General features: G+C 56.5%; 14 protein-coding genes. 5 read left to right on the top strand and 9 right to left on the bottom strand.

What is annotated here, in order from left to right:
- The 5 genes from LJE94_19205 to LJE94_19185 all read left to right on the top strand — a co-directional run.
- A partial coding sequence (locus LJE94_19205; GenBank protein ID MCG6912226.1) for a type I polyketide synthase occupies positions 1-2,962 on the top strand: 2,962 nt, incomplete at its 5' end.
- Positions 2,963-2,966: 4 nt separating this feature from the next.
- Positions 2,967-4,007 carry a 3-oxoacyl-ACP synthase III gene (locus LJE94_19200; GenBank protein MCG6912225.1) on the top strand — a complete coding sequence of 347 codons (1,041 nt, stop codon included), beginning with the start codon at positions 2,967-2,969 and terminating at the stop codon, positions 4,005-4,007.
- Between the two features lie 146 nt (positions 4,008-4,153).
- Positions 4,154-5,056, top strand: coding sequence for an alpha/beta fold hydrolase (locus LJE94_19195; GenBank protein ID MCG6912224.1), 903 nt, complete (start codon positions 4,154-4,156; stop codon positions 5,054-5,056).
- Positions 5,057-5,155: 99 nt separating this feature from the next.
- Positions 5,156-6,832, top strand: coding sequence for an AMP-binding protein (locus LJE94_19190; protein MCG6912223.1), 1,677 nt, complete (start codon positions 5,156-5,158; stop codon positions 6,830-6,832).
- A 152-nt stretch (positions 6,833-6,984) separates the two neighbouring features.
- Positions 6,985-8,064, top strand: coding sequence for an NAD-dependent epimerase/dehydratase family protein (locus tag LJE94_19185; GenBank protein ID MCG6912222.1), 1,080 nt, complete (start codon positions 6,985-6,987; stop codon positions 8,062-8,064).
- 107 nt (positions 8,065-8,171) lie between these two features.
- On the opposite strand, the gene LJE94_19180 is transcribed toward LJE94_19185, so the two are convergent.
- From LJE94_19180 to LJE94_19140, 9 genes are all read right to left on the bottom strand, one after another.
- Positions 8,172-9,473 (bottom strand): CBS domain-containing protein, encoded by a 1,302-nt coding sequence (locus LJE94_19180; protein ID MCG6912221.1) that lies wholly within the window; start codon positions 9,471-9,473, stop codon positions 8,172-8,174.
- Between the two features lie 130 nt (positions 9,474-9,603).
- Complete coding sequence (locus LJE94_19175) at positions 9,604-11,373, bottom strand: 50S ribosome-binding GTPase (protein ID MCG6912220.1); 1,770 nt, start codon at positions 11,371-11,373, stop codon at positions 9,604-9,606.
- Between the two features lie 162 nt (positions 11,374-11,535).
- On the bottom strand, positions 11,536-13,497 hold the full coding sequence (locus tag LJE94_19170; protein ID MCG6912219.1) for a dynamin family protein: 1,962 nt from the start codon (positions 13,495-13,497) through the stop codon (positions 11,536-11,538).
- A gap of 187 nt (positions 13,498-13,684) precedes the next feature.
- Positions 13,685-15,586 (bottom strand): RiPP maturation radical SAM C-methyltransferase, encoded by a 1,902-nt coding sequence (locus LJE94_19165; GenBank protein MCG6912218.1) that lies wholly within the window; start codon positions 15,584-15,586, stop codon positions 13,685-13,687.
- The gene (locus tag LJE94_19160; protein ID MCG6912217.1) at positions 15,583-16,416 is read right to left on the bottom strand and encodes a CoA pyrophosphatase; all 834 of its coding nucleotides are present in this window, start codon (positions 16,414-16,416) and stop codon (positions 15,583-15,585) included. Before LJE94_19160 ends, LJE94_19165 begins: the two co-directional genes overlap by 4 nt.
- 3 nt (positions 16,417-16,419) lie before the next feature.
- Positions 16,420-17,415, bottom strand: coding sequence for a potassium channel protein (locus tag LJE94_19155; protein ID MCG6912216.1), 996 nt, complete (start codon positions 17,413-17,415; stop codon positions 16,420-16,422).
- 234 nt (positions 17,416-17,649) lie between these two features.
- Positions 17,650-18,657 (bottom strand): ketoacyl-ACP synthase III, encoded by a 1,008-nt coding sequence (locus LJE94_19150; GenBank protein MCG6912215.1) that lies wholly within the window; start codon positions 18,655-18,657, stop codon positions 17,650-17,652.
- Positions 18,658-18,682: 25 nt separating this feature from the next.
- Positions 18,683-20,581: an exodeoxyribonuclease V subunit alpha gene (gene recD / locus LJE94_19145; GenBank protein ID MCG6912214.1), complete on the bottom strand. Its 1,899-nt coding sequence runs from the start codon at positions 20,579-20,581 to the stop codon at positions 18,683-18,685.
- Positions 20,582-20,615: 34 nt separating this feature from the next.
- Positions 20,616-20,944, bottom strand: a 329-nt coding sequence (locus LJE94_19140) for a hypothetical protein (GenBank protein ID MCG6912213.1), incomplete at its 5' end; no start/stop codon positions are given.

Genomic DNA, 20,944 nt, shown 5'->3' with positions numbered 1-20,944 from the left:
TCTAAAAAACCGTCCCCATGTGGCGGTGTCGGCCGGCGACCGCAGCCGTGACGAAGTGTTTGCCTTTCTGAAGTGCTTGATGCGCTTGACAGCCGAAAGGGTGCCCGTCGACCTCACGCCGTTGTATGGGGATGAAGCCTACCCGGCCGAAACAATAGCGTGGTTGAACAGCGACCGGGTGCAGCCTGCCGGACGTCTGATGAAAGTTTACACGGGAAGAGAGGCGCCGGCGCCCGTTTTGATGAAACGCGAAAAACCGTTGCCCGACCCGCCGGGTCAGGAAAAAGAGATGCTGGATGCAGCCGGCCGCGACGTGCTGGACGCATTCAACGCCGTCGTACAGCAGACCGCGGACGCCCACGAACGCTTTCTGAGCCTCGCGGACGACATATCCCGTTCCTATGCGCAGGCCCTCGAACTGCAGGCCAAATTGCTCGAGGCCGGTCTCACCCATCCCGAACCGGACGATGCCAACCTGTCGCAGACCGCCCCCGGAGCTTCGGCCACCGGGAAACGTCCGGCGGACGCATTGCCCGGCCCCCTTCGCAAAGGGTTAAAAAAAGCTGCCTTTTCGCGTGAGGATTGCATGGAATTCGCCGTCGGGTCGGTGGCCAAGGTGTTAGGACCGGAATTCGCCGTGGTGGACACCTATCCGGTGCGTGTCCGGCTGCCGGACGACCCCCTGATGCTGGTGGACCGCATCCTCTCCATCGAGGGTGAAAAGGGCTCCTTACGTCACGGCAACATCGTCACCGAACACGACGTGCTGCCCGGCGCATGGTATCTGGACGGTAACCGGGCGCCTGTCTGCATATCCGTGGAAGCCGGCCAGGCAGATCTCTTCCTCAGTTCGTACCTGGGCATCGACCACGTGGTCAAAGGCAGCAGGGCCTACCGTCTCCTGGACGCCACGGTGACCTTTCACCGGGGCCTGCCCTGCCCGGGTGACACGATCCAGTACCGCATCGAAATCGAAAAATTTCTGCGCCAGGGTGAGACCTATCTGTTTTTCTTCAATTTCAAGGGAACCATCGGTGAAGAGTTGTTGATTTCCATGCAAAACGGCTGTGCCGGTTTTTTCACCGAAGCCGAAGTTTCCGGCTCGGGCGGCATTGTGGATGCGCCCAGGGAACGCGCGGACGATCGTATCGGAAACGGTTGCCCCTGCGATCACCTGGTACCGGTTTCCAGGGAGCATTACCCCGACGAGCGTCTTGAAGCCCTGCGCAGAGGTGATCTTTCCGCATGTTTTGGCGACGGTTTTCACGATGTCGACATTGCCGAGGGATTGCGCCTGCCCGGCGGCCGTATGCGGCTCATCGACCGCGTTCTGCTCCTCGATCCCCGGGGCGGGCGGTTCGAAAACGGTCTGATTCGTGCCGAAGCCGACATCCATCCCGATGACTGGTTTCTGACCTGTCATTTTGTCGACGATATGGTCATGCCCGGAACCCTGATGTATGAATGCTGCGCCCACACCCTGAGGATTTTTCTCCAGCGCATCGGGTGGGTCACGGACAACCGGAACGCACGTTATGAACCGGTCATGAATATCGAAAGCGTCCTCAAGTGCCGGGGGCCGGTCACGCCGAAAACACGCCATGTGATCTATGAAATCGAAATCAAACAACTGGGGTACGGGCCGGAACCGTTTGCCGTTGCCGATGCCAACATGTACGCCGACGGTAGAAAGATCGTCTACTTCCAGGACATCGGCATGCGGTTGAGCAATACCAACCGTGGAGAGATCGAACGTTTCTGGCAGCAGGCCAGAGGCGCCGCTGCCCGGGAGGATGTTGCGGTGTTAACGGCCGAACCGCTTAAGACGGCGCCTCCGTTTACCCGCCAAATGCTGGAGGCGTTTGCCTCCGGCAGCCCGGCCGATGTTTTCGGCGCCCCCTACCGTCCTTTCGACCGGGGGCGCTTCATCGCCAGGCTGCCGCGCCCGCCCTATCTTCTCATGGACCGGGTCATCGCCGTGGAGCCCAGTCCGTGGCTGCTGGAACCGGACGGCTGGGTCACGTCGGAAGTGGATGTCGATCCATTAGCCTGGTACTTCCGGGCCAACCGTATTCCCATGCTGCCTTACTGCATACTGAATGAAATCGCCCTGCAGCCATGCGGTTGGCTGGCAGCCTACATGGGTTCCGCACTCAAAAGTGAAAAGGGTCTGCATTTTCGAAACCTGGACGGCAAGGCCACGCTTTTGCGGGATCTCCCGCCCGAATCCTGCACCCTTACCGTGCGTTCCCGTCTCACACGGTTTTCCGAAGTGAGCGACATGCTCATCGAGGCCTTCGAATTCGAGGTGCTGCGCGGCAACGAACCCGTGTACCACGGAGAAACCAATTTCGGTTTTTTCACTAAAAAGGCCCTTGCGGCTCAGGTGGGCATCCGTTCCCGCGATCTGCCGCCTGACTACCCCTGGGTGCCGGATGGACAGGCGGGCGTCGGGGCCGAGACGCTGGAGGACCACCCTCCCCTGACACCGGATGACGAGCGATATCCGGCGCCGTTGCAGAGGGCCATGCCGGCCAAGGCCCTGCGAATGATCGACAGAATCGAAGACTACCGGCCGCGCGGTGGGCCGCACGGCCTCGGGTATATCAGAGCCGTTAAAACGGTCGATCCCGGAGAGTGGTTTTTCAGGGCCCATTTTTTTCAGGATCCGGTCTGCCCGGGATCGCTCGGCCTGGAATCGCTTTTTCAGCTTTTGAAATACATGGCCATCGATCAGTGGACGGATTCGGACCGGGGTAACTGGTCCCTTGCCGGCAACGGCGCGCATGCCTGGACCTACCGGGGGCAGGTATTGCCCGCAAACAGCGAGGTTACCGTCGAGGCCGCCGTCACCCGGCGCCGGGACAACCCGTCCCCCTTGCTCGTCGCCGATGGACTCTTGCGTGTGGACGGTCTTGTGATATATAAAATGGAGAATTTTTCCTTGAAATTAAAAGAATAAGAATATGAAATACACCAACGTATCCATCGCCGCTTTCGGCTACGAACTGCCGCCCAATGTCGTCACCTCGGCGGACCTCGAAAACCGGCTGGAGCCCCTGTACCGGGAACTGCATTTTAAAAAGGGGCAGCTGGAATCCCTCACCGGTATTCGTGAAAGGCGCTTCTGGGATCGGGATTTCAAGATTTCCACCGGTGCCATTCGAGCCGGTCAAAAGGCGATCGACACCTGCAATCTGCCCCTGGATGCCATACAGATGCTGGTCTACGGCGGCGTCTGTCGTGAAAATCTGGAACCGGCCACGGCCTGTGCCGTCGCCGACGGCCTGGGACTGGGACCCGAGACGCTTGTGTATGACGTTTCCAACGCCTGCCTGGGAATCGTCAACGGCATGGTGCAGGTCGCCAATGCCATCGAGTTGGGACACATCCGGGCGGGCATCGTCCTGTCCTGCGAATCCGCCCGGCAAATCGTCGAGGCCACCGTCGAGCGTCTCCTCGATTCGCTCAGCATGGCGGTTTTCAAGCAAACCGTGGCCACTCTCACCGGCGGGTCGGGAGCGGTCGCCGTCGTGCTGGCCAGATCCGACCTGCTCGAATCGGGCCCGCGGCTCCTGGGCGGTGTATTCCGCTCGGCCCTCGAGCACCATGCCCTGTGCACCTGGGGGCCCGACAACGATCTGCCCGCCTCCGGCCGGCAGGTCATGAACACCGACTCGGTCGGGGTTCTGCAGAATGGGGTGTCCCTGGGCATCGAGACCTTCGCCGCCTTCAAGCGCGAGCTTAACCTCGAAGAGGGCCGGCCGGACAAGGTGGTGTGTCACCAAGTAGGGGCCACACACCAGGACACGTTGCTGCGATCCATCGGTGTCGAAAAGGAAAAGGACTTTACGACATTTCGATACCTGGGCAATATCGGGACGGTGTCCCTGCCCATTACGGCGGCCTTGGCGGCCGAACGCGGTTTCCTGGAAGCGGGAGACATTGTCGGCATGCTGGGAATAGGAAGCGGTTTAAACTGCATGATGCTCGGTTTAAAATGGTAGCCTTTTTCTCAAGCAAAAAAGACTGCTATTTTAAACCGCATATTATATTAGTTATTTTAGTCGTAGGCTTTTTCAGCGTCATGCGTGCGAAGGCAGGCATCCAGAGACAATAGCCAACTGCTTTAAAGGCTTCATAAGGGATTGCTTTGACATATCAGCACAACATCGACCTGACGCCCTTCAGGCATCTGTACCCCTTCGAATCCAACTACATGGAGGTCAACGGCTTCCAATACCATTACGTGGACGAGGGGACGGGTGACCCTGTGGTCATGCTCCACGGCAATCCCACCTGGTCGTTTTATTTCCGTGAAGTGATCAAAGCCTTTGCCGACAAACGACGCATGATCGCTCCGGATCACATCGGATGCGGACTTTCCGAAAAACCGCGTCCGGATCGATATGACTATACCCTGCAAAGACGCATTGCCGACCTGGAGATCTTTTTACACACGCTGAACATAGAGAAAAAAATCACCCTCGTACTGCACGATTGGGGCGGAATGATCGGATGTGCCTATGCCCTCCGGCATATCGAAAATATAGATAAAATAATCCTATTGAACACGGCGGCCTTCCTCCCTCCCAACGGGAAGAAGATCCCCTTGCGGATATGGATTATCCGCCGCCTGGCATGGGTTGGGACACCGGCCGTTCTGGGCTTCAACCTGTTTTCACGGGCGGCTTTGTCCATGTGCTCGGCAAAAGGCCTCCGGCACGATGTTAAAAACGGCCTGACAGCACCTTACAACTCCTGGAAAAACCGTATCGCGACCCTAACGTTCGTGCAGGACATTCCTTTGTTTCCCGGCGATGCCAGCTACGCTGTTGTCGCCGAATCCGACCGCCGGCTGGCGGTATTGAAAAAAATCCCCATGCTGATCCTGTGGGGAGAAAAAGATTTCGTGTTCGACATGGATTACCTGGTTGAGTGGCAAAAACGTTTTCCGGACGCCGAAATCCATACGTTTCCCGATGCAGGGCACTATGTGTTGGAGGATGCTGCCACGGAAGTTATCGCCGCAATGAAAGTGTTCTTGAACAGGTGAACCCGGTGACGAAGGGCGTGGATCGTCGGTCATCCGGTGTTGCCAGATTCATGTTAAGGTTTATATATATAATATTAACCCAAAGTTATTATTTATAATATGAAAGATACCGATTCCGATTTCGTGAATGTAGCCGTTTATCTGGCCGAAGCGGCCAGGCAGCAGCCGTACACGCGTGCCGTTATCAGTCCGGCCGGCCGGGACAAAACCGGGAACGCGCTTTACACGCACCTGACGTTCCGGCAATTGGACAGGGAATCGGACTGCTTGGCCCACGGCCTTGTCGCCGCAGGTATCAGGAGGGGAATCCGAACCATCCTGATGGTCAAGCCCGGACCGGCCTTTTTTGCTCTCACTTTCGCCCTTTTCAAGGTCGGGGCCGTGCCCGTGGTGGTGGATCCCGGCATGGGCGTCAAGCGGATGCTTGCCTGTCTGAAAGAGAGCCGGGCCACGGCCCTTATCGGCATCCCTCCGGCCCACGCGCTCCGAACGCTTTATCCGAAATTTTTTCAAAGTGTAAAAATAGCGGTGACCGTGGGCAGGAAATGGTTCTGGAAGGGATTTTCGTTTGGAGATATCAGGAAAACCCCCTGGAAACGGTTTCCCATTGCCGAAACCGCCAGGGATGAAACCGCCGCTATCCTCTTCACGACCGGCAGCACCGGCCCGGCCAAAGGCGTTGTCTACACGCACGGCATATTCGACGCCCAATTGACCGGCATCCGCGATCATTTCGACATCCAGCCCGGTGAAATCGATCTCCCGACCTATCCCCTGTTCGCACTTTTCGACCCTGCCCTGGGCATGACGGCCGTCATTCCGGACATGGACCCCACCCAGCCGGCCAGGGTCGACCCGCGAAAAATTATAGAGGCCGTCCTGCGCAATGGCGTCACCAACATGTTCGCCTCGCCCGCCTTGCTGAACCGGGTGGGTCGGTTCGGGCGTGACAACGGCATCAGGCTGCCCTCGCTGAAAAGAGTAATATCCGCGGGAGCTCCGGTTCTGCCGGAAATTCTGGAATGTTTCAGCTGCATGCTCAACGATGATACACAGATATTCCCGGGCTACGGCGCCACCGAGGCCATGCCGGTTGCCGCCGTCGGCAGCCATGAAGTGCTGTCCAAAACGCGGCAGTTGAGTGAAAAAGGGTTCGGCATTTGCGTCGGTTATCCCATTGACGGCGTGACGGTCAAAATCATTCGCATCAACGATGATCCCATTGCGGAATGGTCCGAAAACCTGGCCCTGCCCGAGGGCGAAATCGGCGAGATCGCCGTGCAGGGGGAACGGGTTACCCGCGAATATTTTCGGAGGCCGGGACAGGACCGGTTGGGCAAGATTCCCGACGGTGACACCATCTGGCACAGAATGGGTGACCTGGGCTGGTTCGACGGTGAAGGGCGTCTCTGGTTCTGCGGCCGCAAGAGCCATCGGGTGGTCACGGCCAAGGAGACGCTTTTTACCGTTCCCTGTGAAGCCATATTCAACAACCACCCGGATGTTTTTCGAAGCGCCCTGGTGGGCGTCGGCCCGGCAGGAAACCGGAAACCGGTCATTTGCCTGGAACTGGAAAAAAACGCCTCGAGGATACGAATGGCAGGCGCAGGCAAGAAGAAGCTGCTGGAAGATCTGTCGGCACTGGCCAAGGGCAACGTTATGACCGCCGAAATCGACACATTTCTTTTTCACAAGTCATTTCCGGTGGATATAAGGCACAATTCAAAAATTTTCAGGGAAAAACTGGCCGTGTGGGCCCAAAAGAAACTGGGCTGATTTTTCGGGGTGGACCCTTTTAAAAAAATCAGCCCAGTTTCTTTTGGTTGTGGCTTGGCCACGGCTTTATTTTGATTTTACCGGTCCGTGTTTTTTCACTTTCGTGATTTCGTGGTAATAGGTAACCTTCAATATTCAACCAGTAATCGACAATGACTGACAGCGACGAAAAACAGAAGTCGCCGCGCAGCGTACTGGTGACCGGCGGTGGCGGTTTTTTAGGCAAAGCCGTCGTGAAAGGGCTGCTGGAGCGGAAGGACCGCGTGTTCTCGTTTTCGCGAAACCGCTACAGCGATCTCGAACGGCTCGGTGTAGCACAGATTCAGGGCGACCTCGCCGATGCAAAAGCCGTCGACGACGCCTGCCGGGGCCGGGACATCGTCTTTCATGTGGCTGCCAAGGCGGGTTTTTGGGGGGCCTACGAAGAATACTATCCGCCCAATGTTCTAGGCACGAAAAATGTCATCGAGGCGTGTCGGCGACAAGGGGTTCCTCTGCTTGTTCACACCAGCTCGCCCAATGTCATTTACAGCAAAAACGGGTCCATGGAGGGTGTCGACGAATCGGTGCCCTACCCGCCCGCGAGTCATAACGCATACCAGGCAACCAAGACCATGGCTGAAAAGATGGTCATTGCGGCTGCCGATGACCATCTGAAAACCATCTCCCTGCGCCCGCACTTGATATGGGGGCCGGGGGACAACCACCTCATCCCCCGCATTCTCGAGTGGTCGGGCAAAATCGTCAGGGTCGGCGACGGGAAGAACCTGTCCGACACCATATACATCGACAATGCCGCCGACGCACACCTGCTGGCGGGTGACGCCCTGCAAAAAAATCCCCAACTGTCCGGTAATGTCTATTTTATCAGCCAGGGGGAACCCGTCTATCTGTGGGACATGATCAACCGTATCCTGGAGGCCGGCGGCAAACCGCCCGTGGCCAGATCCGTTTCAAAACGCACCGCATATCTGGTGGGCGCCGTGCTCGAATTGATCTACAAGGCGTTGCGGCTGAAATCGGAACCGAAGATGACGCGCTTTCTGGCACACGAATTATCCAGCGCCAACTGGTACGATATAAGCGCCGCGAAACGGGACTTGGGCTATAAACCGCGGGTGAGCACGGCAGAGGGCTTGGAGAAACTGAAAAAATGGCTCGACGATGCAACGATTCGTGAAAGGGAAACGAAAAGAAGATTGTTTAAAATCACAAATGATACAGACGCGTAAGCGATATTTCCAATGAAATTTTATGGTTGTCGGAAATGTATCTGTCAGTTCGGCAATCAGGCAAAACGCAGTGCTTGGGTTAATGGGAACAAAAAATTTCATTGGTATTAGTCCGGCAGCTGGTCATAAAAATACATCATTGCGTCGGAGCGGGTGACGATGCCGATAAGCCTGCCCCCTTCGACAACCGGCAGCCGGCCGACGTCATGCTTCACCATGAGGCGCGACGCCTCCATGGGGCTTTTGCCGGGCTCGATGGTGACGATGTTGCGGCTCATGTAGGCCTTGACCGGTGCTTTGAGGCTGGACTCCTTCTTGATTTTTCGAAAATCCCGGCGTGAAATGACGCCCACCAGTTTGCCGTCCTCCACCACGGGAAGGCCCGTGCACCCCTTGCTGCGCAATATGGAGGCGGTTTTTTCCATGGAGACGCCGGCATCCACGGTAGCCACCGGAAATGACATGATATCGCTGATTTGAATGGAAGACGTCTGATTGCCGGTGATCAGGCCGACAATCAGTTCTTCCACGGCGGCCGGGCTGACCGATTTAAGCATGGCCGAGCCGGCGCCCGGATGCCCGCCCCCCCCGAGCCCCTTCATGATGGAACCGATGTCAAGGGCCGTCGCGTCGTTGCCGCGGCCGATAACCATGCAGATGTCACGTTTGTTATCCATAAACAGGCCGAACGCGGCGTCAAGATTGAGGATTTCCCTGAACATGCGTACCACCACCGCAAGGCTGTCGACATGACCGTTGACGGCAACCCTGCACAAGCTGACCTTGTATCCGTTCAGATCCTTCCGTTCGGCCGACTGCAGCATCCGAAACAGGATGTTTTTCTGTTTCTCGCCGTAGGCCGGTTTCAGAAACGTGTTCACGATGGAAAGATCCGCCTTCCTTTCGATCAGCCAGGCGGCTGTATAGGCATCCTCGGCCGTGGTCGATGAAAACGTCAGGTTGCCGGTGTCCTCATAAAGGCCCGTCAAAAACAGCGTCGCCTGCATCGGGGTGATGAGCTTGCGTTTCTTTTTCAACTCCCGAACCATCAGCGTAATGGTCGAACCCGTTTTTTCGTGGCAGATCCAATGCGCATCGATATTGCCTGAGCTCATGTGGTGGTCCCAAATGACCACCTCGAGGTTGTCGCGGCCCCTGAGGGCTTTCAGCCCCCCCAATCTCTCCCATCGGTTCACATCCACCACCACCAGTTTTTCGACAGCGTCCAGGTTCAGCATATCCACGGTGCTGAATTTGAAGATATCCTTGTGGATGGAAAGAAACGCTTTGACATTGGGGTTCACGTTCCTGGGAATCACCGGCAGCCCGCCGGGGTACAACAGGGTGCCGGCCATGACCGATGCCAGTGCATCGAAATCCGTGTTGCGGTGAGTCGTAATAACAATCATGATACCTTTCTCTGAATACGTTTACCAAACGCCCGCCGGGAATTTCCAGAAGTGCCCGGCAAAGATAGATCCCAATGGACCCTGGATCCCTCGAACCCTCTTTTTCCACATGTCGAACCTTTTCTTCAAGTCAGTCCTGCCGCCCACGGCTGTCCAGCAACAAAACGGCCTCGACCTGTTCAAAAAGCGGATTGGCGGTAAGCTGCTGAAGCGGGTCCACCTGTTTCTGAATGCGGTTAAAAGCGCGGCCGACGATCTGCTCCGGCCTTGAAAAGAGGCGCACGCATATCTGAAGCAGAAAAAACGCCAGCAACAGAACGATCGCCACCATGATGAAGGCGTGCAGGAAAAAGTCCGATGTGAGGTAGTCGCCGCGCAAATAGTGCCGCACGGTCAGCCAGCCGATATGTGCCAGCAAAGCCAAGACCGGCAGGTTGAAGAGCACCTGCAGGATGAAATGGCTGAAAATCTTCGCTGAACGTTCGAGGGCGCCCTGCAGGGCGCCCTGCCACATGTCGTTAAGGGCGTCATCCAGTTCACTGCCTGCGGGCATGGTTCGTTCGAGATGTCTGACGGTCGGGTGAAAGCCCCCCTTAATCAGTTTTTCCGCAATTTCCGGCCATTGTTTGGCGACGGCAACACGGTACTGACGCATGGCCGCGCCCACGCGTCGGTTTTTTTCCGCATCTTCAACATGGACCCGGGCATCCTTGAAATGCCGTACGGATGAAAGCACCCCCAAAAGTTGCCTCAAGGGGTTGCCGAACCTGAACATGTTCACGAGCCCCGTGCCGAAAATCAACAGCCGCGCCCAGACGGCGATGGTCCAGCCAACGGGCCCCAACCAGCGGTTGGCGAGCCTTTGATACAAGAGGACATTCAGCCCGAGTCCCTGGCCGCCGCCCTCGTCTCTCATGGCGGCGAGCGCACCCTGCAGTCCGGCCTGTTCCGCCCCGGCGGCGGACGCCTGCGCCTCCAGCAGCTTTCCCCGGTGATCCGCAACGCTTGCATGCACTTCGTTCAGCATGAAGTCGTGCAGGTGCCGGGCATTTTGTACGCGGTTCTCCGACCCGGCCTCGGGATGCTGAAAACGCTGCGCCAGCATCCGCAAAAGCGCGTCGAACTCGTCAAAGTCATGACGGGGCATGGCGTTTGCGTCCCAGGCGGGTCGTGCCAGGTGACGTCTGGCGGAAATGCAGAAAAGCGACTGCAGCGGCCGGTCCCAGGCTTCGGCGATATAGCTTTGAAAGCCGGGAACGATGGCCTCTTTCAATTCGCCGGCATCGATTCTATCGCACTTGTTCAATATGCCGATCAGGGCATCGCCATCGAAATAGGGAATGTAATCGGAAAAAAAATCCACGTGATCCCTGGTCTTGGGGTTCTCGGCATTGAAAACGCACAACAGGACATCCGAGCCCTTGACGGCATTTCGAACCATGGGTATGTGCCGGCGTTGCGCGTTGCTGTCCGTGTCCGGGGTGTCGATCAGGATGAAATCCTCGAGAAAGGCGCTGTCACTATCGATAATCACCCCCGCAGAAGGATCGCCGAGCGCATCGAGCAACCCGTCGGCATCCCGCTGTTCCCGGCACAGCACGACCGGTTTTTCAGTCGTCGGGCGCCTATTCCCGGATGCGGAGAGGTCGTCTTTGCCGGCAAGGGCGTTCATCAGCGTCGATTTTCCGGCCCCCCCCGGTCCGATAATGGTGACCACCGGTTTGCGGTCGAAGCGCTCCTTCAGGCTGCCCATGCGCTGAAGCACTTCCCGGCACTCCCTCTTCAAAGCCGCCGCCGGCGTCCATTGCGGCAGGTCGGTCAACTGGGCGCAAAGATCGTCGATTTCCCGTTTGTACGCCTCTATGAGGCCCAGCGCCTTTATTTTTTCAGCAGTGTGCATCTGTCGTTCTCCCTCGGCGGCAAGGTATCGCATGCATGCTGACGCGTTCGCCGACCGCACGGCAAGCCAGCGTTTAGAGTGGTTGCCAGAAAAACGTTTTGAATGGCGTGCATGGCCGTCCCTATATCCAGTTTCAATCGAAACAAACTTATGACAATGGGTCTATCGTTCGCGGTTCAATCGTTTCATGGCGTCCTCGATATTGTCAATGAGCTCTCGGGATGCATCCAGGGCCTGGTTGGCAGCCGCTATAATTTCTCCGGTTATCTCCTTTTCGAACAGCGACTGAACGCTTCCCAGCTTGTCGTTCAGCCAGGTGCGGGTGATGGGTACCAGCATGAACTCCAGCTGTTTTCTGTCGGCCCTGTTCAACCCTGTGGTGGCCGGGATGGCTACCAGCGCGTACAGGTCCTTGAGGCCGAACAACCCCGCCAGCTTGACCTTGATCCCGACCGCTCCCACCGGGTCTCCGGTCGTCAGAATATACGTCATGGCGGCCGTTGCCGGCAGCACGGTCAGCAAGGCCGAAAACGTCTGTCTGACCCTCGATATGAAACCCATGGTTTCCCTGAAATGGGCTGCCAATTGCCGCAGTTCGCCATCGATGTGACCGGGAATGTCGGCAATCCGGGCTCCGTCGGCCACGACCGCATCCAGGGTTGTTTGCCAGTCCTTCGTTTTCAGCTTTTCCTGGGCTTGGGTTATCGCTGTGTGCGTCTTGGCCGTAAACGTGAGCTTTCCCCTGGAAGCGCCCTGGGCATGCACGCGTTCACCCGGGCGATCGTCCTTGCGGGAGCCCGCGCCCCGAGCCATGCGCACCATCGCGCGTGCGGCAGGGTCATTGGCCTGCAGCGCTACGGACAATTCCGGCCCCACCGCCTGGCGCCTGAGGTTGTTGACGGCCACCAAAAGATCCTCTTCGAACTGCTCGGGAAATTCATTCAGGTGGGCGTCGGGGTTCTTTTGCGCGCGTTTTTTCCCGGTTATCCATTTGGCGGCACTCACCGCCGCTCTAAGCGGTGCGTCGACAAACCGTCCGGTTTTACGCATCACTTTGAGATATCCGGGGTCGCCTGCGTACCAGATGTCGGTAAAACGCTTCAAAACAGGCTCCAGAGGGAGGTGCTGAAGCGCATCCTGGACACTGACGCTTTGGGCCGCCTGCAGGACGTCCCGGTAGAAACACAACCTTTCACGGGAATCTCTCGCTTGCGCGGTGGCGTCCCGGGCAAAAGTCAGAGCGTCTTCGTACACCGATGCAACCAGTTCCGAGCGCAGCGCAGCGGTATCCATACGTTCGAGTTCATCGGTCAGCGAGTCGCGTGTCTTTCCGTCTACCGGGCCCAGAGCCATGAACTTTTCATCGGCCGCCACCCGGTTGTCCTCGTCGGCTCTGTAGATACCTAGCACGTATTCATCGGCCGATTTCCCGTAAAGGTTGCCGGCCACGGTCCGGGCATGCCCGAGGATCTCCTGGTCCCCATAGCTTGCGTAAACCCGATAGACGAGGTAGCATTTTCGTCGTCCGATATCGGAGAGCATTTCGGAAACGAAATCGGTGTTGTCGCGATTGTTGTAATTGGCGTTGGTAAATATATAGATAAATATATCGGAAAGTTCCAGGGCCTGCCGGGTCATTTCACGGTTGGTGTAAGCGCCCTTCAACCCCGTGTCGAAATCGGGGGTGTCCAGTAAAATGAGGTTGGGCGGAACCTTGTTTTTCAGCACGTAGAGCAGATCTCCGGGTGACGCGAGGTCGTGCTTGTCCGCCAGGGGCTGCGGACGGTATCCGAAGGGTTCCAAAAGGGTCTGAAACTCCCCTGCCGATCCAAAACGGCGCTTGCTGACGGCGGCCAGAACCCGCCGGTTGATGCCTGCCGTACCGCCTGTCGGCGACACGTGCTCCCCTATCAGCGCATTGAAAAGCGTCGATTTCCCCGAAGAACCGCCGCCGCAGATGGCCGCCACGAGAGGAAAATCCCCGGCCAGACGCGGCAACAGTTTCTTGTCCACCACGCCGGACCAGTTGAGAATGTCGATTTCATCCCCGAGATGAAGGGTTTCCACAAGCCTGGGGACGTCCCGCCGCAGTTTCTCGAACCCCGCATGTGCGTCCTGTCCCACCGGGGAATATGCGTTTCGTTTCCGCATCATAACGTTTGGCAGAGCAATGGCTCAAACTCCGAGCTGATAAACACTATTGGCAGCGATTGACAAATACCGGAATATGTAACTCCAAACCCACTCAATATAATGCCGGCACATATGAAATCAATTTGCCCATTCCGAAAAGTAGCGATGCGGCCGCTTTTCACAAAAGCGTGGCACACGCTTTTATTGGGGATGCCAAACTGAGATATCGATCCTTTTCTCTGAACATCAGGCGCTTATCCAGCATCATTTCTAAAAAAGAAGACAGTTTTTCTGCTTCCAGACCCGGAAATGCCGCCAGTATACGCGTAAAGGCACGGTTGGTGTCACAAAACAGATATATTTTTCGTGACAAGCCTGTCAACCGGTGGGTGGCGCTTTCCTCGTTCGGGCGGCGCTGGGTGATGATCAGAAAGGTGCCTCCGTCGCGATATCCGAGGATGGGGCCGCTAAATGGCCGCGAATGCAGTGCGGCATAGTTGTGTTGCCAGGCCTCGATACTTTTTTCCACGACGCGCCACCGCTTGCGTTGCAACACGACGTCTCCCCGGTAGGCCTGGATGATGAAGCGAAGGCTTCTTGCGGTCTCTTCCGGAAAAAGCGTGCCGTACCCGGGATGGTTTGCAACCGATTTTATGCCGTAGCGTCGATGGAGCCGCCACACCGGACTTTCCAGTCCCAGCCAGAATTTAACCGGTTTGAGCGGTTGAAAGGGTTGCGTGTACGTCAGTGCTGCCAAGGTTTCGGCAATGTCTTCGAGATCGCTGCCTGGAAAGTTCAGAATCAGATTGGAGACATTTTTCAATCCCAGCGTTTCGCAGTGTTTCATGATTTCCACATTTTGAATCACGCTGGTCCCCTTGTTCATCTTTTTGAGAAGGGATGTGCTGAGGCTCTCGATCCCCACCTGGACCTCATGCATGCCGGCCATCTTCATACGTTTCAACGCAGACAAGGGCGTATCGGCACGAATCTCTCCGAACAGTTTGAATTCTTTATTTAATTCAATAATTTTTCTGAAAGGTTCGGCAATGTCGCCCGAGGGAATAACGTTGTCCACAAGAACCACGGAGAGGGTTTTATGTTGGGCCGTCAAGGTATCGATTTCCCGGGCGACCCGGTTGGGCGCTTTTTTCCGATAGCCGTCCCACTGCAGATTCAGGTTACAGAACGCACACCCCCACAAGTTAGGGGAGGATTCCTCCGTTCCGTTTACGTGTTTCGGCGCATGCCGCCACCAGCACCCCCTCGAGGCCTCCACCGGTATGGTCGGGAAAAAGCGCTTTTCAGGGCTGAATCGCTCAACTTGCTGAAAATATTCGGTGTAATCAGGGCATGGCAGTTTGTCGAGATTCGCAAGCTGTACGAAACCGCCGCCTTTTTGCCGGCTGCCTTCACGCGAAACGACTCCCGGTACCGCGGCCGAGCGCGAGCGGTCATCACCGCCGTTCAGGTTTTCAAGCAGGTTTTTCAAGGGGCTCTCCCCTTCGCCGACCACAATGAAATCGATGTCTCGGAAGTGGTCCAGATAGGCTGTGATGGACGGCCCGCAAAAGGTCGATCCTCCGACCACGACCTTGATGGCCGGATGTATCGATTTAATTTTACGGATAAAATAAAGAGCGGCGGTCAGCTGGCACATCGAAACGGAGAAGCCCGCCATGTCCATGGACCGCCAGTCATGCGCGGCAATGATATGGTCTGATATTTTCTCGACACGCTTCACAAGTTGATCGAACGGCATTTTTTTTAATTCGGGCGCTCGGGAGGCGTATCGTACATACATTTTTTCGATTCTCGTAAGTCGCTCAGGGTGCAGCAACGCCCCATACACGCTTTCCGCCAGCCAGGTGCGCCGGGAGAGCGCCGCGTAGGGTTGATACCCCAATCGGTCGGCAACGTTTAGAAACAGGTGCAAGGACTGCGTTTGGAGTCCGGGGAGGTGCGTATCGAGATAGGCTTTAAGGGCCGCTATCTGGATGGAAGGGCGATCGAAAAGCGCCCAGGGAGTGGCCACGAGAGCGATGCTGCGGATGGGTTTTCCCCGGTCGGCGGATTTCACGACCTTGCCCCGTTTGCATACGATGCATCAAGCCGGGCCCGCTCGACGGGGAGCGTTGGGACCGCGGGGGGCTCGAAATCGAAAACGATTTTAAGAAAAGTGAGCGTAATACGGCAGGTGGCTCCCCACAACACCTCCTTTTCCTGATGGTGCCGGTGCAAAAAGCAGGGAGCGTCGTACGTCTGCCAGGCGGTACGCCCGGATCCCGGCACGGAGAAGGCATACTGGTAGCGTACGTAATTGGCGGGGTCCAACAATTTTTTGATGGGTATGTTTACAACCTTCGCCACTTCCCAATTGGGATAAAAATGTTTTTGATGACCGACCCAGCCGATCATTGGAAAAATGGTACGCTTGAACAGCACCAGATCCTGGGAGGGCAGCGGCCCCAGAAAAGTGACATCAAGAGGTATCAGGCGCATCTCCTCGAAACTTTCGCGCAAGGCAGTTGAGAACAACGTCCGCAGCATACGGGCATGGGCGGGCCTTTCTGCCAGATGGCCTTTCCACTGCGGCCATTTTGCCAGGGGAAATCCCGGCAGGCTGAGCGCTTTTCCCAGCAGAGGATCCAGCGCCGGCATCACCCCCCCGCCCGGACAGCAAAGGTCTCCCGGCTGCCGCACCCTGTGTGAACGCTTGTTGAGGATCAAACACGGCTCCGGGGTTTTTCCATTGCCGCCGCGCTTGTCCCCCAGCAGGAAAAGGACGGCCGATGCTCCTGACAATTCATGCCTGTCTTCAGGGTACGCCTGCCGCGGCAGGACGTTTTTTGCAGTTGTGGTTTCTATGCGCCTCAGCATGCGCTTTTTGTTGCCAAGCGATAATGTCATCGTTTACGTTAACATCTTTTCCAGCTGTATCAGATTGGCTGCCTGTCCCACCGTGATTATGGTGTCGCCCGCTTCGATCCTGCTCAGTGATTTCGGATTGAATTCCATGCGGCCGTCGGATTTCTTGATAGCGATGATCAACACATCCAGTTTCTGACGGATTTGCGAGTCCAGCAAGGTCATATTGAGGAGTTCACAATCCGGACCCACCGGAATTTCCTCGACGTTGATGTCCGTGTCCCTGTCCGCAAAAGCCAGTTCGAGAAAGTGAATGACCGTTGGTCTTAAAATGGCATGGGCCATCCGTCTGGCACCGAGATCGTATGGGGAAATAACCTTATCCGCTCCGGCCGACTCCAGGGTTTTCTTGGCCATCTCCTGATTCGCCCTGGCCACCACATAGACGTTGGGATTGAGTTGTTTGCTGATCAGCACAACGAATACGTTGTCGGGGTCGGACCCCAGGACGGACAAAAGGCCCCTGGCCCGTTTAATGCCAGCTTTTTCCAGGTTGTCCTCCTCATTGGCTTCACCGATGATGTAGGGGACGCCGTCGGCCTCCATTTCAGGAATTCTGCTTTCGTCTTTCTCAACGATCAGGACCGCAAGGTTCTTCTGGAGAAGATAGTGGCAAAGCCCTTTTCCAATGCGCCCATATCCGCAAATAATGTAGTGATTGTTGATCGTTGCAATAATTTTTTCCAATTTCCGCCTCCCGAAAACGGCCCGTAAGCGTCCTTCGACGAGGAACTGCATGGCGCTGCCGGCCACATACAGGAACAACCCGGCACCGGATAAAATCAACACAACCGTGAAAATACGGCCCTCCGGGCTGACCGGGTTCACCTCGCTGTACCCTACCGTTGCCATGGTGATGGTGGTCATGAACATGGAATCGATAACATCCCACCCTTCAATGATCATGTATCCGGAGGTGCCGAAGATGAAAAGCGCCAGAAAGAGAATGATACTTTTTCCGGCCCGGTTTAAATGGATCACGACGTCACCAAGACTATGACAGCAGGCTTGTTGAAAGATTTTTCCTTTAACACCAAATATCCCTTTGAATATTTTAAGATAACTTTTATTGTCAAGGGCTATGTCACCAGATGGTTCGTGGGGGATAATCGGCAATCAAATAGAAAAGTACAGGTTTGCATACATCAGCCGCGCAGCGGCTTTCCGTGAAAGAATGGGTGTCTAATTTTTTTAAATTAGGCACCCACTCTTTTACTAAGCGAAGCGATAGATGCAGGCCCCCCAGGTCACCCCGGACCCCAGTCCCAGGAACATCAGGGTGCTTCCGGAGGTGATCATGCCCTTTTCAATGACTTCATCCAATGCCAGGGGAATAGTTGCAGCGGTGGTGTTGCCGTATCTTTCGATGTTGTTGTACACCTTGCCTTCGGGGATTTTCATGGACTGCTGATAAAACTGGTTGATGCGCAGGTTGGCTTGATGGGGAATGAACAGGTCGATGTCGTCCAGTGCCAGACCGGCCTTGGCAAGCGCTTCGTTGGTGACCTCCGGCAATCTTTTGAGGGCATTCTTGAAAATGGTTTTACCGTCCATGGAGGGGTAATGTCGGCGTTCGGCGAGCATCTTTTCATTTATTCTGGGCATCTCCCTCGATGCCGGCGCTTCCACCATCAGGCTTCGCGCCAGTTCCCCCTGGGCATGCAGGGCCGATGACAAAACGCCGACGCTTTCTTCCCCCTCACCGGCCTCAAAACACACCGCCGCGGCACCGTCTCCGAAAATAACCGACACGTCACGCCCGGCGGTAGAAATGTCCAGTCCGGTGGAGTGCACTTCTGCGCCCACGAAAAGAATCTTTTCGGCCAACCCGCTTCTTATGTAAGCATCGGCGGTGGTCAGCCCGTAGAGAAAACCGGTGCATTGCTGGCGGATGTCCAGCGCCGGCGTGGTTTCAAGCCCCAGTTTCGCCTGGAGCAAACAGCCCGAACCCGGGAAGAAAATATCCGGGCTCAACGTGGCAAAGATAATCAGGTCGATCTCTTCCGGCGCCCATCCCGCTCTCTCGATGGCTATCTTGGAAGCTTCCAGTCCCAGGTCGGAAGCGCCGACACCTCCCTCCTCGGGTATCCAGTACCGCTGTTTAATCCCCGTGCGCTGCTCGATCCATTCATCGGACGTATCCATCCACTGCGTGAGGTCGTCGTTGGTTACCAGCCTGTCGGGAAGATAGCGCCCGGTGCCTTTTATTAATGTTCTTCGCATGTTCGTTCTCCAGTTGATGAATCACTTATTCATTATAGAATACCGCTCTTTCACCGATTGCGATTTTATCTCCCAGCCCCGATCTCCTCTCAATGCGGCGTGATACGGCAAGGCTTATAGCAGATTGCGAGCACAAAATCGACAGATTTTGTCTGGCCCGGGTAATTCCCGTGTATATGAGCTCCCGGGTCAAAACCGGAGAATCCTTTTCCGGCAAGAGCAGCAGGACCTCGTCGAACTCGGACCCCTGGCTTTTATGAATGGTCATGGCGTAGGCCGTCTCGTGTTCGGGGATTCTGTGGGGTGCAAACCTCCGAATGCCGCTCTCGCCACCGGCAAAGTACACCGACAGGCCGCTGTTGGATGCGGGGTCTTGCATGACGATGCCTAAATCGCCGTTGTACAGTTCGAGTCGATGATCGTTTTTCCTGATCATCACCGGCTGCCCGTGATACCAGTTTGCTGAAGCCCTGCCCCGGCGGTATGCAATAGGATGCAACCGTTCCAGCACCGCCTCTGCCCGCCCGTTGACGGCCTCGACGCCGTAGCGGCCATGATTGATCGCACAAAGAATTTTGAACCGGTCCAATCCGGCAAGTGCCTCGGCGGGATGACGCATCGCGGACAATCGGCCGTAGTGCCGAACGACCTCCTGCTCCATATACCGGATCCATTTTTCATTCCGGTCTAGCGGCTGCCAGTGCACATCCGCATAGATTTTTTCGGCGATGCTGCTTGCGACCTCTTCGCAATCGCCTCTGTTCACCGCGTGACTCAGCCTTGGTATACCGCTTTTTTCATCGAAGCGGTAGTTTTTCGAAAAATGGATCCTGCAGTCCTGAAGTCCGGGCGGCGGCAGGGGACCATCGGCCGGCAAATCCATACCGGCGATGGTTTTGACCCGTTCGCGGAACTCGACCGAAAAACCATTGGAACGGCTTTCCCCGCAGATGTCCCCCATGACCGCGCCGGCTTCCACCGAAGCCAGCTGGTCCCGGTCACCGAGAAGCAGAAGCCGGCTGTCATCCGGCAGCGATCGGACCAGTTTGGTCATCAGGGGCAAATCCACCATGGAAGCTTCGTCCACGACCACCACATCCGCCGCCAGCCTGTTTCCCGCATGGTAGTGAAAGCGGCCGGCATTCCCAGATGCCTGTAGCAGCCGGTGGATGGTCATGCCGTTATCCGGAATGGCGGCCTTGATGGAAGCCTCGCAGGCAATGGCCCGTTTGGCGCTCGCGATAGAGGCACTCAGGCGCGACGCGGCTTTCCCGGTGGGTGCGGTGATCCGGATGGTCAGTTCCCTGCCGGCGTTCCTGTACTGTTCCAGCAGAAATGCCAGAATTCTGGCCACCGCATGGGTTTTTCCGGTTCCCGGGCCGCCCGAAATGACACACAGCTGTTTCAGCATGGAAACAGCGGCGGCCACCTTCTGCCAGTTCGTTTCCCCGGCGTCATTTTCGGGGAAAAGACGTTGCAGGCTGGTCCCGACCGCCTCTGCCGGCTGTCCGCCGATGGCGGGGGAGGATAAGGTGCGCGAGGCGCGCTCGAGAATGAAGTCGGCCAGTTGCTGTTCGTATTCCCAGTATCGGTGAAAGTATAACCGGTTGTTATCGTCGAGGACCAGCGGTTTGTACTCACCGCTCCTTCCGGTAAGGCCGCTTTTTAAAAGGAGCCTGCGCCATTGTTGCAGGGGGGGGCACCGGATGACGCCTATGTCCACGGATTCGGCTTTCAGAGTCGTTTCGGCATAGGCCTCCAAATCGAGGCAGACGTGCCCGTTGCGGAGGCTGCGGCTGACAAGGGCCGCCGCCAGGGGAACGGCCGCATCCTTTTCGCGGGACACAGCGGCCATGAAACCGGCGAACCGGGTGTCTATATTGGTGAAAAGTTCTGATTTTGCAAGTGCAGGGTCGTTGTACATACGGGATACGTTCCAAAAAACGTGGAGCACGATTTTATTCCGGAAGCAGCACCTTTTCCAGTGCCTCGATCAGCCTCTTTTCCGGACGATCGAAAAACACCCCGCAGTCATTCCCTGCAGTCGGTTCGATCCCCCGGATGAACAGATAGAAGACACCGCCGAAATCACGGTCGTACCGATAGCCGGGAAGGCGGGCCTTCAGGTAGAGATGCAGGGCCAGGGTGTAGATGTGGTACTGCAGAACATATAGCGAACGCTGCATCTCGCTTTCGAGCGCCGCGGGTCCATAATGCCTGATGGCGGCTCCCAGATGGTTTGACTTCCAGTCCAACAGATAATACCGGCCGTTGGCATGAAAAACCA

The sequence above is a fragment of the Deltaproteobacteria bacterium genome, from assembly GCA_022340465.1.
Classification (GTDB): Bacteria; Desulfobacterota; Desulfobacteria; order Desulfobacterales; family B30-G6; genus JAJDNW01.
This window is presented reverse-complemented; position numbering and strand designations above follow the sequence as displayed.

Coding starts and splice junctions, on each gene's coding strand:
- LJE94_19150 (MCG6912215.1), bottom strand. CDS start 18,657: ATGCGAAGAACATTAATAAAAGGCACCGGGCGCTATCTTCCCGACAGG.
- LJE94_19160 (MCG6912217.1), bottom strand. CDS start 16,416: ATGACATTATCGCTTGGCAACAAAAAGCGCATGCTGAGGCGCATAGAA.
- LJE94_19175 (MCG6912220.1), bottom strand. CDS start 11,373: ATGCACACTGCTGAAAAAATAAAGGCGCTGGGCCTCATAGAGGCGTAC.
- LJE94_19200 (MCG6912225.1), top strand. CDS start 2,967: ATGAAATACACCAACGTATCCATCGCCGCTTTCGGCTACGAACTGCCG.
- recD (MCG6912214.1), bottom strand. CDS start 20,581: ATGTACAACGACCCTGCACTTGCAAAATCAGAACTTTTCACCAATATA.
- LJE94_19185 (MCG6912222.1), top strand. CDS start 6,985: ATGACTGACAGCGACGAAAAACAGAAGTCGCCGCGCAGCGTACTGGTG.
- LJE94_19180 (MCG6912221.1), bottom strand. CDS start 9,473: ATGATTGTTATTACGACTCACCGCAACACGGATTTCGATGCACTGGCA.
- LJE94_19190 (MCG6912223.1), top strand. CDS start 5,156: ATGAAAGATACCGATTCCGATTTCGTGAATGTAGCCGTTTATCTGGCC.